General features: G+C 61.1%; 13 protein-coding genes. 2 read left to right on the top strand and 11 right to left on the bottom strand.

Going from position 1 to position 13,979, the window contains the following annotated elements; all coding sequences use genetic code 11:
- Positions 1–82 precede the first annotated feature (82 nt).
- From pcaC to pcaR, 11 genes are all read right to left on the bottom strand, one after another.
- Positions 83–475 (bottom strand): 4-carboxymuconolactone decarboxylase, encoded by a 393-nt coding sequence (gene pcaC / locus F8N96_RS09460; RefSeq protein WP_150767104.1) that lies wholly within the window; start codon positions 473–475, stop codon positions 83–85.
- Between the two features lie 10 nt (positions 476–485).
- On the bottom strand, positions 486–1,280 hold the full coding sequence (gene pcaD, locus F8N96_RS09455; protein WP_150797554.1) for a 3-oxoadipate enol-lactonase: 795 nt from the start codon (positions 1,278–1,280) through the stop codon (positions 486–488).
- Positions 1,281–1,291: 11 nt separating this feature from the next.
- On the bottom strand, positions 1,292–2,656 hold the full coding sequence (locus tag F8N96_RS09450) for a 3-carboxy-cis,cis-muconate cycloisomerase (protein WP_150797553.1): 1,365 nt from the start codon (positions 2,654–2,656) through the stop codon (positions 1,292–1,294).
- Between the two features lie 46 nt (positions 2,657–2,702).
- Positions 2,703–4,007, bottom strand: a complete 1,305-nt coding sequence (locus F8N96_RS09445; protein ID WP_150797552.1) for an MFS family transporter — start codon at positions 4,005–4,007, stop codon at positions 2,703–2,705.
- Positions 4,008–4,201: 194 nt separating this feature from the next.
- The gene (gene pcaG, locus F8N96_RS09435; protein WP_150797550.1) at positions 4,202–4,768 is read right to left on the bottom strand and encodes a protocatechuate 3,4-dioxygenase subunit alpha; all 567 of its coding nucleotides are present in this window, start codon (positions 4,766–4,768) and stop codon (positions 4,202–4,204) included.
- A 1-nt stretch (position 4,769) separates the two neighbouring features.
- A complete protein-coding gene (gene pcaH / locus F8N96_RS09430; RefSeq protein WP_150797549.1) occupies positions 4,770–5,474 on the bottom strand; it encodes a protocatechuate 3,4-dioxygenase subunit beta in 705 nt (234 codons plus the stop codon).
- Positions 5,475–5,510: 36 nt separating this feature from the next.
- On the bottom strand, positions 5,511–6,716 hold the full coding sequence (gene pcaF, locus F8N96_RS09425) for a 3-oxoadipyl-CoA thiolase (protein ID WP_191630804.1): 1,206 nt from the start codon (positions 6,714–6,716) through the stop codon (positions 5,511–5,513).
- Complete coding sequence (locus F8N96_RS09420) at positions 6,713–7,492, bottom strand: CoA-transferase subunit beta (protein WP_150797548.1); 780 nt, start codon at positions 7,490–7,492, stop codon at positions 6,713–6,715. Before F8N96_RS09420 ends, pcaF begins: the two co-directional genes overlap by 4 nt.
- Positions 7,492–8,349, bottom strand: a complete 858-nt coding sequence (locus F8N96_RS09415; protein WP_007947285.1) for a CoA transferase subunit A — start codon at positions 8,347–8,349, stop codon at positions 7,492–7,494. Before F8N96_RS09415 ends, F8N96_RS09420 begins: the two co-directional genes overlap by 1 nt.
- Before the next feature lie 293 nt (positions 8,350–8,642).
- On the bottom strand, positions 8,643–9,989 hold the full coding sequence (locus tag F8N96_RS09410; RefSeq protein WP_150797547.1) for an MFS transporter: 1,347 nt from the start codon (positions 9,987–9,989) through the stop codon (positions 8,643–8,645).
- A gap of 129 nt (positions 9,990–10,118) precedes the next feature.
- The gene (gene pcaR / locus F8N96_RS09405; RefSeq protein ID WP_150797546.1) at positions 10,119–10,961 is read right to left on the bottom strand and encodes a pca regulon transcriptional regulator PcaR; all 843 of its coding nucleotides are present in this window, start codon (positions 10,959–10,961) and stop codon (positions 10,119–10,121) included.
- A gap of 744 nt (positions 10,962–11,705) precedes the next feature.
- Between pcaR and F8N96_RS09400 the strand changes: the two genes are divergently transcribed.
- Positions 11,706–11,906 (top strand): hypothetical protein, encoded by a 201-nt coding sequence (locus F8N96_RS09400; protein ID WP_007935837.1) that lies wholly within the window; start codon positions 11,706–11,708, stop codon positions 11,904–11,906.
- A 384-nt stretch (positions 11,907–12,290) separates the two neighbouring features.
- A complete protein-coding gene (locus tag F8N96_RS09395) occupies positions 12,291–13,766 on the top strand; it encodes an inorganic phosphate transporter (protein WP_150767095.1) in 1,476 nt (491 codons plus the stop codon).
- Positions 13,767–13,979 lie beyond the last annotated feature (213 nt).

Below are 13,979 nucleotides of genomic sequence, written 5' to 3'. Positions count from 1 at the left end.
AAAACTGGCGTTCACACCGGACCACTGTAGGAGACCGGCTTGCCGGCGAAGACGTCAGTTCAGACACTAACGTGCCTCAGGATCACTCCCGCGATTCGACGCCCAACTCATCCCACACCGATTCCGCCAGGTGGAAGGTGGCGTTGGCCGCCGGAATGCCGCAGTAGATCGCACTCTGCATGATCACTTCCTTGATCTCGGCACGGGTCACGCCGTTGTTCGCGGCGGCGCGCAAGTGCAGTTTAAGCTCACCCTCGCGGTTCATGCCGATCAGCATGGCGATGGTGATCAGGCTGCGGGTGTGGCGCGGCAGGCCCGGGCGGGTCCAGATGTCGCCCCAGGCATGGCGGGTGATCATCTCCTGGAACTCCGAGTTGAACTCGGTCAGGGTGGTCAGGCTGCGGTCGACGTGAGCGTCACCGAGTACCGCGCGACGGACGTTCATGCCCTCGTCGTAACGTTGTTTCTCGTCCACGACTATCCCCTTAATCAGCTGACAACAAGAACGCCAGTACCCGGTCGCTGAACTCAGCGCCAGCCTGGACGTTGGACAAATGCGCGGCGTAGAACTCGGCGTACTCGGCGCCCTGCACATGTTCCTGAATGAAGTGCCCGCCCGACGGCGGCGTGACCGCATCTTCGGTGCCGGCAATGACCAGCAACGGCACCTTGATCGAGGACAGCTGATCACGGAAATCGGCATCGCGCACGGCAGCGCAATTCGCCGCGTAACCTTCAGGCGAGGTGGCTGCAAGCATGTCCGTGATCTTCTTCGCCGCTTCGGGATTGGCTTCGGAGAAATCCGCGGTGAACCAGCGCGCAATCGACGCATCGCGCAGCGCGACCATCGCCGCCGCACCGTCACGCAGCACGGTTTCGATCCGCGGGTTCCATACCGACGGGTCGCCGATTTTCGCCGCGGTATTGCACACCACCAGTTTGTTCAGACGCTGGCCGGCGTTGATCCCCAGCCACTGGCCGATCAAGCCGCCCATGGACAGACCGCAAAAATGCGCGCGCTCGATGTGCAAGGCATCCAGCAGGGCCAGCACGTCATGGCCCAGTTGCTCGATGCTGTAGGGCCCTGGCGTCACCAGCGACTTGCCATGGCCACGGGTATCGAAACGCAGCACCCGGAACTGTTCGGTGAACGCCGCAATCTGCGCGTCCCACATATGCAGGTCGGTGCCCAACGAGTTGGACAGCACCAGCACCGGCGCATCGGCCGGGCCATCGAGTTGGTAGTTCAGTTCGCCCTCGGCGAGTTGTACGAATGCCACGGCAGTCTCCTTCAGGCAGTCAATGCAGAATGTTCAGCCACCGCTCGCTCGACCCAGGTATGGGCCTGACCGAGGTAATGGGCGGGGTCCAGCAGACGATCGAGCTCAACAGCAGACAGCTCGGCGGTCACTTGCGGTTCGTCGCCAAGTACCGCGCGCAGATGACGTTGTTCCGCCACGGCGCGCTTGCAGCATTGTTCGAGCAGATGATGGGCGGTGTCGCGGCCGACCCGTTGGGCGAGGACGATGCTCACCGCTTCGGCCAGTACCAGGCCTTGGGTCAGGTCGAGGTTGCGGGCCATGCGATCGGCATCCACTTCCAGCCCGTCGGCCAGCGACAGCGCCTGCTGCAGCGCACCGGACACCAGACAGCAAATCTCCGGCAGGGTTTCCCACTCGGCATGCCACAGGCCCAGGCTACGCTCGTGCTCTTGAGGCATGGCGCTGAACAGAGTCGACAACAGACCCGGCACCCGGGTCGCGGCACCGATCAGCACCGCGGCGCCCACCGGGTTGCGTTTGTGCGGCATGGTCGAGGAACCGCCCTTGCCCGGCGCCGACGGTTCGAAAACTTCGGCGGCTTCGGTCTGCATCAACAGGCTGATATCGCGACCGAATTTGCCGAGGCTGCCGGCGATCAAGCCCAGCACCGCAGCGAATTCCACCAGGCGATCGCGCTGGGTGTGCCAGGGTTGTTCGGGCAAGCTCAGTTGCAGCTCCGCTGCCAGCGCTTCGGCAATCGGCATGGCTTGTTCGCCGAGGGCCGCCAGTGTCCCTGAGGCACCACCGAATTGCAGCACCAGCAGTCGTGGCTTGAGTGCTTGCAGACGCTGGCGGCTGCGGGTCACGGCGCCGAGCCATCCGGCGATCTTCATGCCAAGGGTGACCGGGGTCGCATGTTGCAACCAGGTGCGTCCGGCCAGCGGCGTCGCAACATAACGCAAGGCCTGGGTCGCCAGGGTTTCCCCCAGTTGCGCCAGATCGCTTTCGATCAAGGTCAATGCGCGGCGCAGTTGCAGCACCAGGCCGGTGTCCATCACGTCCTGACTGGTCGCGCCCAGGTGCACAAAGCGCTCGGCTTCGGCATCGTTCTTCGCGATCTGCTTGCCCAGCGCCTTGACCAGCGGAATCGCCGAATTGCCCGCCGTGGCAATCGCCTCGCCGAGGGCGATGAAGTCGTAATGCTCCGCCCGACAAGCCGCTTCGATCGGTGCGACCGCAGTCGGCGGAATCAACCCGACCCGCGCCTCGGCCCGAGCCAGTGCCGCTTCGAAATCGAGCATGGCCTGGACCCGGCCCTGATCGCAGAACACGTCACGCATATCGCGGGCAGTGAAATAAGCATCGAACAACTGGTTGCCCGGTCGCTGGTTCATAAACAGTCCCTGAAGGCGTGGGCCGGTCAGGCCCACGGGTAAAAAATCAAAGATCGTGTTCCAAATATTTCGGCTGCTTCGGCAGGCGCAGGCTGAACAGGAACGCTACCGCCATCATCACTGTCACGTACCAGTAGAAGGAGTTTTCCATGCCCACGGCTTTGAGGCTCAAGGCCACATACTCCGCCGAACCACCAAAGATCGCATTCGCCACCGCATACGCCAGGCCGACACCCAGTGCCCGCACTTCCGGCGGGAACATTTCGGCTTTCACCAGGCCGCTGATGGAGGTGTAGAAACTGACGATCGCCAGCGCCAGGGTAATCAGCACAAAGGCCAGGAACGGACTGGTGTTGCTTTTCAGGCTCAACAGGATCGGCACGGTGCACAATGTACCGAGGGCGCCGAACCAGAGCATCGACTTGCGACGGCCGATCTTGTCCGCGAGCATGCCGAAAAACGGCTGCATGCACATGTACAGGAACAGCGCGCCGGTCATGATGTAGCTGGCCGTCTTGGCGTGCATGCCGGCGGTGTTCACCAGGTACTTCTGCATATACGTGGTGAAGGTGTAGAAAATCAGCGAGCCACCAGCGGTGTAACCCAGCACGGTAATGAACGCGGCCTTGTGGTCGCGGAACAGGGCACGGATGCTGCCGGCGTCCTTGTTGTCGCGCATTTCCTTGCTGGTGGTTTCCTTGAGCGAACGACGCAGGAACAGCGAAACCAATGCCGCCGCCGCACCCACCACAAACGGGATCCGCCAGCCGTAGGCGCGCAGGTCGTCTTCGGTGAGGAACTGTTGCAGGACCACCACCAGCGACACGGCCAGCAACTGCCCGCCGATCAGCGTCACGTACTGGAACGAGGCGAAGAAACCGCGCTGGCCCCTGAGGGCGACTTCGCTCATGTAGGTCGCCGTGGTGCCGTACTCACCGCCTACCGACAAGCCCTGCAGCAACCGGGCGAACAGCAGCATGATCGGCGCCCAGACGCCGATGTCCTTGTAGGTCGGCAGGCAGGCGATGAGCAACGATCCGAAGCACATCATCAGAATCGAGATCAACATCGAATTCTTGCGCCCGTGCTTGTCCGCGACCCGGCCGAAGATCCAGCCGCCGATAGGTCGCATCAGGAACCCGGCGGCGAATACACCTGCGGTGTTGACCAGCTGTACCGTGGGGTTGTCGGACGGAAAAAACGCTGGCGCGAAATAGATCGCACAAAAGGCGTAGACGTAAAAGTCGAACCATTCGACCAGATTGCCCGAGGAGGCGCCGACAATCGCAAAGATCCGCTTGCTGCGTTCTTCACCGGTGTAGTGCGCCGGAATAGCGGTGGGGGTAGTCATGGGTATTCACTCTTTGGGGACTGTGAGAGTCTAGACACAATTTGCAACAGTCCCGTTCCACAGAAGCATTGGCACACCACGATCGTTCCCACGGTCCCCGTAGGAACGTATCCCGTGACGCTCCGCGTCACAGTGGACGCGGAGCGTCCATGGCGGCATTCCCACGCAGAGCGTGGGAACGATCAGGTTGAGGGTCAATAATCGAAGAACACCGTCTCCGCATCAGTCCCTTGCAAGATCACATTCCACTGATAAACACCCGATGCATCCTCCTTCGCCAGCAAGGTGTCGCGGCGCTCGGCAGGCACGCACTCAAGCAGCGGATCCGCCACATTGGCCGGCTCGCCATCGAAATAGATCCGCGTCAGCAAGTGCTTGACCAGACCACGGGCGAACACCAGTACCACCAGGTGCGGCGCCTGGGTCGTGCCTTTGAGGCCTTGCACCGTCCCCGGCTTGATCGTGGTGAAGCGGAACCGCCCTTCGGCATCCACCGGCACCCGGCCAAAGCCTTCGAAGTTCGGGTCCAGGGGTTTGTCCTGATCGTCTTCGGGGTGGTCGTACTTGCCGGCGGCGTTGGCCTGCCAGACTTCCAGCATCGCGTCGTTGACGACATCGCCGTTGCCATCGATGACCTGCCCGGTGATCGCCACGCGCTCGCCGAGGGTTTGCTCGACGGTCAGGTCTTCGCGGTTCAGCCAGGTCAGGCCGATGTGGTAATACGGTCCGACGGTGTGGGACGTGGTCGCATTCAGCGTCATCTTATTTCTCCATCGGCGTGGCTTCGCGGCCGCGCAGGACGATGTCCCAGCGATAACCGAGGGCGTAGGAAGGGATGGTTTTTTCCAGGTCGAAACTGGCGATCAGGCGCTCTTTGGCGCTCGTATCCGGCACGCAGTTGTAGATAGGGTCATACGCCAGCAACGGGTCACCGGGGAAATACATCTGGGTGACCAGCCGCGTCAGGATGCTCGGCCCGAACAGCGAAAAGTGAATGTGCGCCGGACGCCAGGCATTGTGGTGGTTGCCCCACGGATAGGCGCCGGGCTTGATGGTCTGGAACTGGTACCAGCCATCGGCGTCGGTCACGGTGCGGCCGGTGCCGGTGAAGTTCGGGTCCAGCGGCGCATCGTGCAGGTCGCGGTCATGGTTGTAGCGACCGGCGGCATTGGCCTGCCAGATCTCCACCAGGATCCCCGGCACCGGCAAGCCGTCTTCATCCAGCACGCGGCCGTGGATGATGATTCGCTCGCCCTGTGGTTCACCCTGGTGTTGAGCGGTCAGGTCGTTGTCTTTCTCGTTGATGCGCTCGGCGCCGACGGTCGGACCGGTAATTTCCGACAGCGAGTGAGGCAAGAACACCAGCGGCTTGGACGGCGAGCGACGGTTGGTGGATTGATAGGCCGGGTGCAGGTAGTCCGGCTGAGTGCCCGCCTGCGGGCGGCGGTAACCAGGCTTGTCAGTCATGGAGCATTCCTCAGTTCTTATAGTCCAGGCGAGCTGTCAGACGCGTTCGATGGCCAACGCCAGACCCTGACCGACGCCGACACACATGGTCGCCAGGCCTTTCTTGCCACCGGTCTTTTCCAGCTGATGCAGCGCGGTCAGCACCAGGCGCGCACCGCTCATGCCCAACGGATGGCCCAGGGCAATGGCGCCACCGTTCGGGTTGACCTGAGCCGCGTCGTCCGCCAGCCCCAGTTCGCGCAATACCGCCAGACCCTGGCTGGCAAAGGCTTCGTTGAGTTCGATCACGTCGAAATCGCTGACAGCCAGGCCCAGGCGTTCGGTCAGTTTGCGCACCGCCGGGACCGGGCCGATGCCCATGACCCGAGGGGCGACACCGGCGCTGGACATACCCAGTACTTTGGCGCGGGCCGTCAGGCCGTGTTTCTTCACCGCGTCGCCGGATGCCAGGATCAACGCGGCGGCACCGTCGTTCACACCCGAGGCGTTGCCTGCGGTAACGGTTTTGTCGGAACCGTTGACCGGTTTCAGCCTGGCCAGGGTTTCCAGGGTGGTGTCGGCGCGAGGATGCTCGTCCTGGCTGACGACCGTTTCACCCTTCTTGTGGGCAATGCGCACTTCGACGATTTCTTCGGCGAAAAACCCTGCAGCTTGCGCGGCGGCGGTCTTTTGCTGGCTGCGCAGTGCGAACGCGTCCTGATCCTCGCGGGAAATTTCGTAGTCGTCGGCGACGTTGTCCGCGGTTTGCGGCATCGCATCCACGCCGTACTGGGCCTTCATCAACGGGTTGATGAAACGCCAGCCGATGGTGGTGTCTTCCAGCTTCATGTTGCGCGAGAACGCCGCATCGGCCTTGCCCATCACGAACGGTGCGCGGGACATCGACTCGACGCCACCGGCAATCGCCAGCTCCATCTCGCCGCTGGCAATGGCCCGGAATGCGGTGCCGATGGCATCCATGCCCGAGGCGCAGAGACGGTTGAGGGTCACGCCCGGAATGCTTTCCGGCAGGCCCGCCAGCAGCAACGCCATGCGTGCCACGTTGCGGTTGTCTTCACCGGCCTGGTTGGCGCAACCGAGGAACACCTCGTCCACCGCGTTCCAGTCCACCGACGGGTTGCGCTCCATCAGCGCCTTGATCGGCACGGCGGCCAGGTCGTCGGCGCGAACCGCCGACAGGCCACCGCCGAAACGGCCGATGGGGGTACGAATTGCGTCGCAGATATAAACGTCACGCATCACGCTTCTCCGGGTGCTTGGCCGTGGGCCGCGGCAGTGCGGGCTTCCAGATCGCGCAGTGCCTTGAGCTCGACGTCGGTCGGCTCGGCGGTGTTTTCAACGTGTTCGGCGAAACGAATCGGCCAACCCGTGGCAGCGGTCACTTGCTCGCGGGTCACGCCCGGGTGCAGCGCAGTGACCACGAATTCATGGGTGTCGGCTTCCGGTTCCATGATGCACAGGTCGGTGATGATGCCGACCGGACCGGCGCCCGGCAGGCCGAGACGCTTGCGTGAATCACCGCCCTCGCCATGACCGACCGAGGTGATGAAGTCGAGCTTGTCGACAAAGGAACGCGCCGACTGCTTGAGGATGATCAACACGCTCTTGGCGGAACCGGCGATCTCCGGCGCACCACCGGCACCCGGCAGACGGACTTTCGGCGCGTGGTAGTCGCCGACCACGGTGGTATTGATGTTGCCGAAACGGTCGACTTGCGCAGCACCGAGGAAGCCGACGTCAATGCGCCCGCCCTGCAGCCAGTAGCGAAAAATCTCACCGGTCGGGACTACGGTGTCGGCGGTTTCCGCCAGCTCACCGTCACCGATCGACAGCGGCAGAACGCTCGGCTTGGCACCGATCGGACCCGATTCGTAGATAAGGACTACATCTGGCGAGGAAGTCAGACGTGCCAGGTTGGCAGCTTTCGACGGTAAACCGATGCCGACAAAACACACCGAACCGTTCTTCAAACGGCGGGCCGCGGCGACGGTCATCATTTCATTGGTGGTGTAAGTCATTACTTCGCCTCCGAAGCAGCGGCCAGCTTGGCCTGGAACTCGCTGAAGTCAGCGCAGCCATGGATGTACTCGTTGATCCACGCGGTGAAGGTTTCACGGTCGCGGGCAATCGGGTCCCAAGCCTGGTAGAAACGGTTGTCGCGCTCGTTGTAACCGTGAGCGTAGGACGGATGTGCGCCGCCAGGCACGTGGCAGACCGCGCTCAGGGCCCAGGTCGGCAGTACGCAGGAGTTCATCGGTGCATTGAGGTCGTCGACGATTTCTTCGACGGTAACGATGCAACGCTTGGCCGCCAGCGCGGCTTCTTTTTGCACGCCGAGGATGCCCCACAGCAGCACGTTGCCTTTGCGGTCGGCTTTCTGCGCATGAATCACAGTGATGTCCGGACGTACCGACGGCACCGCTGCCAGCACTTCGCCAGTGAATGGGCAGGTGACGGTCTTGATCAGCGGGTTGACCTTCGGCAGGTCGGAGCCGGCGTAAGCGCGCAGCACAGCAAAAGGCAGTCCCGAAGCGCCCGCGACGTAGGCATTGGCCAGGTCGGCGTGGCTGTGTTCTTCGATTTCCAGCGCGTGCGGCCACTGCTTCTCGACTGCATCGCGCAGACGGTGCAGCGAACCGACACCCGGGTTACCGCCCCAGGAGAAGATCAGCTTGCGAGCACAACCGGCACCGATCAACTGATCGTAGATCAAGTCAGGGGTCATCCGCACCAGGGTCAGGTCTTTCTTGCCCTGGCGAATGATTTCGTGACCCGCCGCGGTAGGGATGAGGTGGGTGAAGCCTTCGAGTGCGACGGTATCGCCGTCGTTAACGAATTGCTTCACCGCGTCGTGCAGCGAAAGGATTTCAGCCATGGGGCAGGCTCCCGTTTTGTTATGAACCGACAGTGGTAGAAAAAGGCGCGATGCGCAGCGCCGGAATGACTGAAGAGTAAGCCCCTGAAAATCGCCAGACAATCCGATAATCGACTGAGTGTTCGTTTATCGCACATATTGTTGTCTACCTATCGACCTCAAAAGCTTCGCGGGCAAGCCTCGCTCCTACGGTTTGGAGATGTTCGCAAAATCGCTGAGATCATCATTCCTGTAGGAGCGAGGCTTGCCCGCGAAGAGGCCATCAGCATCGCCAAAAAATCCGGATCATGCCCTCAGGTCGCATCCGCATGACTGACCACACCCTTGATCACCACCGCCGTCGTCGCCACTGCCGCCGGAATCACCAGCGCCGTCAGCACTTGCTCGAAGTTCCAGCCCAGGCCCAGCAACGTTGCGCCCATCCACGCACCGAGAATCGCGCCGAAGCGGCCAATCCCGAGCATCCACGACACACCGGTCGCGCGGCCTTGAGTGGGATAAAACCGTGCCGCCAGCGATGGCATCGCCGATTGCGCGCCGTTGACGCACATCCCGGCCACCAGCACCAGAGTCGCCAGTAACGTGATATTGCCCAGGCTCTGCCCTACCGCGTAGGCAAATACCCCGGCCAGCAGGTAGAAAATGCCGATCACCTTGTGCGGATTGAACCGGTCCATGGCCCAGCCCACCCCCACCGCACTCAGCACGCCACCGAACTGGAACAACGCCCCGATGAAGGCCGCCTGCTCCATGCTCGCGCCGCTGTCACGCATCAGCGTCGGTAGCCAACTGGTCAGCAGGTAAACGATCACCAGGCCCATGAAATAGGTCAGCCACAGCAACAAGGTGCCGGCGCTGTAGGTGCCGGAGAAGATCACCGCGAACACGTTGCGGGCTTTCACGGTTTTCTGTTCCGGCACGCTGAAGCTGGACGCCTGGGCGACGACGATCGGGTCGATCGGCGCCAGGGTCTTGCGCACCTTGTCCGTGCCCCGATTGCGCACGACCAGGTAACGTGCCGATTCCGGCAACCAGAACAGCAACACCACCGCCAGGATCAGCGGCAGAATCCCGCCGATCAGCAGCAAACTGTGCCAGCCGAACGCCGGAATCAGTTTCGCCGATATGAATCCACCACCGGCCATGCCGAGGTTGAAGCCGCAGAACATGCTGGTCACCAGCAGGGATTTCTTGCGCTCCGGCGTGTATTCCGACAGCAGGGTCGTGGCATTCGGCATCCCGGCGCCAAGCCCCAGGCCAGTAAGGAAACGCAGCACCAGCAATTGGTCGACGTTGGTGCTGTAAGCCGATGCCAGGCTGAAGGCGCCGAACAACAGCACCGCGCCTACCAGTACGACTTTTCGCCCGAAGCGGTCAGCCAATGGGCCGGAACCCAGTGCACCGAAGACCATGCCGATCAACGCGGCGCTCATCACCGGGCCGAGGCTGGCGCGGTCGATCCCCCAATCCTGCGAAAGGGCCGGCGCGATGAAACCCATGGCCGCCGTATCGAGGCCATCGAGAAAGACGATCAGGAAACACAGGATCACCACTCGCCATTGGTAGCGCGAAATGGGTTGGGCATTGATGAAGGACTGCACGTCGAGGCAGTTGCCTACAGCAGAATGAGGCTGGTTCATTATTTTTTTATTCCACGCAAGAACGCAGTCGGACAGGAGTCAGCCTGGGCTGACGCTGCCGCGACATTAGTGATCCTGGTGAAAGAGCGTCAATTCGATAAACGCGACTTTGTGCGGTTATCGAACAACTTAGGCAAACAGCTGTGCACTGAGGTCACGGCTGGCGCTCAGCAGCCCCGGCAGGAAACGTTGTTCCAACTCGTTGCGGCTGACCCTGCCGGCGTGAGTACTGACATTCAAGGCCGCCACGACTTGCCCGGACGCGTCGTATACCGGCACGGCAATCGAGCGCAGGCCTTGCTCGAGTTCCTGATCGACGATGCACCACCCTTGCCGACGCACTTCTTGCAGGCATTCGAGCAACGCCTCGGGGGTATGCAAGGTACGACTGGTCTTGGCCTGCAACTCCGCATGATCGAGGTACTCGCGCAGAGAAGTATCGTCCAGCGCGGCGAGCAGAATCCTGCCCATGGACGTGCAATAGGCCGGCAGGCGCCCGCCCACCGACAAATCAACGGAGATCAGGCGTTGAGTGGTAGCGGAGCGGGCGATATACAGGATGTCATCGCCTTCCAGCGTGGCCATGTTGCACGCCTCGTGAAGTTGCTCGCTCATGCGGTCCAGATAGGGCTGGGCGGACACCGCCAACGGTGTCGAAGACACATAGGCATGGCCGAGGGTCAGCACTTTGGGCAGCAGCGAATAGGTGCGACCGTCAGTGGTGGCGTAGCCGAGCTTGATCAGGGTGTGCAGGCAACGTCGCACCGCGGCGCGGGGAATTTCCGTGCGATGGCTGATCTGAGCGATGGTCAGGTGCCGTTTACGCTCCTGGAATGCTTGCACCACGGCCAGGCCACGGGCCAGGGACGTCATGAAGTCAGGGTCACCGGTCATGGCCTGGATCCGCTTGGCCGGCGACGCAACGATCGGCGGCGCCACCGAGGCGAAAGAATTGCGCAGTTGATCGTTCATATCAGGTCCTTTTCCCACACGGATCAGCGACTATTACAGGCGGCTCCCGGCGTCCTGCACAAGCCATGGCCGGCCAACTCTGGGCGATTATCGAACGTACAACCGATAATCGCAATCGGTGGCCTTCAGCATCCGCTGCCCTTGGGGAGCGAGACCGGCTTGCCGACGAAAGCGGTCTCCAAATCAAAACAACATCCACCGGATCCACATCCAATGACCGACGCACCGCCCGCCCTGACACTTGCAGCGCACAGGCATCAGAGGGTAAATAGAGTTGTCCTTACTTGACCGACTTAATGGCGTCAGAAAGACACCGCTCTAACCTGACATCAAGGGGCGCCCTAGTTGGACCCGAAGTTGCGAACAACAAAACAATCACACATGGAGAACCACTTTTAACGCATTGACGATAGTGTTCTTCGAATCGACCGCTATAATACAGTTCAGGGGTGCCCGGTTTTTAACCTGAGTTCACCACCCGGCAGCGCGGTGTCCCATCGCCGTTGCCCGCAGCAAGCGCCAGACGCTCATTTCAAATGCTTGACCCGGCGCTCGCTGAAACAGGAATCTGATGCTACGACAGCTATTTGTCTCTGGTGCCGTGGCCGCCTGCAACATGGAAGTATTGATCGCAACTGCCCGGAAACGATGCCTTCGCGGGTTTTGTCCTTTCAGCGAGCGTGATCAATAGGTTTGATGCAGCGCGTTTCACCAGAATTAATCTCATCTCTATCAGGTACCACTGTGACGAAAGACGAACTGCGCGCGGAACTTGAGCGCCAGGAACAACGCTACAAGGAAGTTTACGGCGGGGAAGTCACCACCTACGCCGCTCAGCCTGAACCGGAACGCAAACCTTGGCGCAAACGCGCTACCGTTCAGGATCAGGCATTCACTCAAGAACTGCAGAAGATGGAAAAGGAACTCAAAGCCGAAGAGCCGTGACCGTCTCGTCTCGGCCTGAAGCCTTTCAAGGGCCCGGTGTCTGCACCCGTTACAAGCGGGGTGTATCGATGTTGCCTTTTCGCGCCCGTTATCCGCGGGCAGCGGCTACCTCTCCCACCGGATGAGGTAAATGGCTTATGTCTGGCCCTCTTTTCAGATATTTCACACAAGCGTTCAAGCCTCTCGGTCCTACGAGAGAAACCCTTGCGCCTGTGGGCTTTCCAAAGAAATTCAATGACTTGTAAAACCCGGTAAAACACGGGGGCCCAAGCTACTTTTACAAATTAATTCGTTGAAGAATGTTACCGATGAGCAGCAAGTGCATCGATTATCGGTCTTTTCTGGCATAATCGCGCCCCCTTACGACCGGGTCAGAAAACCTTCATGATCGATTTATTCAGCGGACTGGATGCTTGGGTGCTTGTGAGCCTCTTGCTCGCCCTGGCCTTTGTCCTCGCCTTCGAGTTCATCAACGGCTTTCATGACACCGCTAACGCGGTGGCCACTGTTATCTACACCAAAGCCATGCCGCCTCATCTGGCGGTGTTCTTTTCCGGTGTGTTCAACTTTCTCGGCGTGCTGCTGGGCGGGGTCGGCGTGGCCTATGCCATCGTCCACCTGTTGCCGGTAGAGCTGTTGATCAATGTGAACACCGGTCACGGGCTGGCCATGGTGTTCTCGTTGCTCGCCGCCGCCATTACCTGGAACCTCGGTACCTGGTATTTCGGCATTCCCGCTTCCAGCTCCCACACGCTGATCGGTTCGATTCTTGGTGTCGGCCTGGCCAATGCCTTGATCAACGACATTCCGTTGGCCGATGGGGTGAACTGGCAGAAAGCGATCGATATCGGCGCCTCCCTGGTGTTCTCGCCGATGGCCGGCTTCCTGGTCGCCGCCCTGATATTGATCGGCCTTAAATGGTGGCGTCCGCTGTCGAAGATGCACAAGACGCCGGAACAGCGCCGCAAGATCGACGACAAGAAGCACCCGCCGTTCTGGAACCGCCTGGTGCTGGTGATTTCGGCGATGGCTGTCAGCTTTGTGCACGGTTCCAACGATGGCCAGAAAGGTATCGGCCTGATCATGCTGGTGCTGATCGGTATCGTCCCGGCGCAGTTCGTGCTCGACCTGGGCAGCACGACTTACCAGATCGAACGGACTCGCGACGCGACCTTGCACCTGAGCCAGTTCTACAAGCGCAATGCCGATACCCTGGGTGAATACCTGGCCCTGGGCAAAAGCGTGGAAGGCGATCTGCCGGAGAAGTTCCGTTGCAACCCGCAACAGACCGAACCGACCATCACGGCGCTGCTGGGCACCCTCAAGGGTGTAGCCGACTACCACTCGCTGCCGGCGGAAAGCCGCATCGAAGTGCGTCGCTACCTGCTGTGCCTTGACGACACCGCGAAGAAAGTCGGCAAACTGCCTGGCCTCGCGCCCCGTGAAAAAGCTGACCTGGACAAGTTGCGCAAAGACCTCACCACCACCACCGAATACGCGCCATTCTGGGTGATTCTGGCGGTCGCCCTGGCCCTCGGCCTGGGTACCATGGTTGGCTGGAAACGCGTGGTACTGACCATCGGCGAGAAGATCGGCAAGCAAGGCATGACGTACTCCCAAGGTATGTCGGCACAGATCACTACCGCGAGCCTGATCGGCATGGCCAACATCTTCAGCCTGCCGGTGTCCACCACCCACGTCCTGTCCTCGGGCGTGGCCGGCACCATGGTCGCCAATAAAAGCGGCCTGCAAAGCGGCACCGTCAGAACCATCCTGCTGGCCTGGGTCCTGACCCTGCCGGCAACCGTGGCGCTGTCGGCCGGCCTGTTCTGGCTGGCGTCCAAAGCACTCGGCAGCTGATACACAGCGGCACAAAAAAAGGCGCGTTCCGTGAGGTTCGCGCCTTTTTTATTGCTGCTGTCCCTAACATTGATCGTTCCCACGCTCTGCGTGGGAATGAATCCCGTGACGCTCCGCGTCACAGGTGGACGCAGAGCGTCCCTGGCGGCATTCCCACGCAGAGCGAGGGAACGATCAATCTTTGTACATCCTCAAGAAATCGCAAGCAAAAAA

Source organism: Pseudomonas fluorescens (assembly GCF_902497855.1).
GTDB lineage: Bacteria > Pseudomonadota > Gammaproteobacteria > Pseudomonadales > Pseudomonadaceae > Aquipseudomonas > Aquipseudomonas fluorescens_BI.
The sequence above is the reverse complement of the archived record's forward strand: the minus strand, read 5'-3'. Positions and strand labels throughout refer to the sequence as shown.

Coding starts and splice junctions, on each gene's coding strand:
- F8N96_RS09410 (WP_150797547.1), bottom strand. CDS start 9,989: ATGAACCAGCCTCATTCTGCTGTAGGCAACTGCCTCGACGTGCAGTCC.
- pcaG (WP_150797550.1), bottom strand. CDS start 4,768: ATGACGCTGAATGCGACCACGTCCCACACCGTCGGACCGTATTACCAC.
- F8N96_RS09415 (WP_007947285.1), bottom strand. CDS start 8,349: ATGGCTGAAATCCTTTCGCTGCACGACGCGGTGAAGCAATTCGTTAAC.
- pcaR (WP_150797546.1), bottom strand. CDS start 10,961: ATGAACGATCAACTGCGCAATTCTTTCGCCTCGGTGGCGCCGCCGATC.
- F8N96_RS09395 (WP_150767095.1), top strand. CDS start 12,291: ATGATCGATTTATTCAGCGGACTGGATGCTTGGGTGCTTGTGAGCCTC.
- F8N96_RS09420 (WP_150797548.1), bottom strand. CDS start 7,492: ATGACTTACACCACCAATGAAATGATGACCGTCGCCGCGGCCCGCCGT.
- F8N96_RS09445 (WP_150797552.1), bottom strand. CDS start 4,007: ATGACTACCCCCACCGCTATTCCGGCGCACTACACCGGTGAAGAACGC.
- pcaH (WP_150797549.1), bottom strand. CDS start 5,474: ATGACTGACAAGCCTGGTTACCGCCGCCCGCAGGCGGGCACTCAGCCG.
- F8N96_RS09450 (WP_150797553.1), bottom strand. CDS start 2,656: ATGAACCAGCGACCGGGCAACCAGTTGTTCGATGCTTATTTCACTGCC.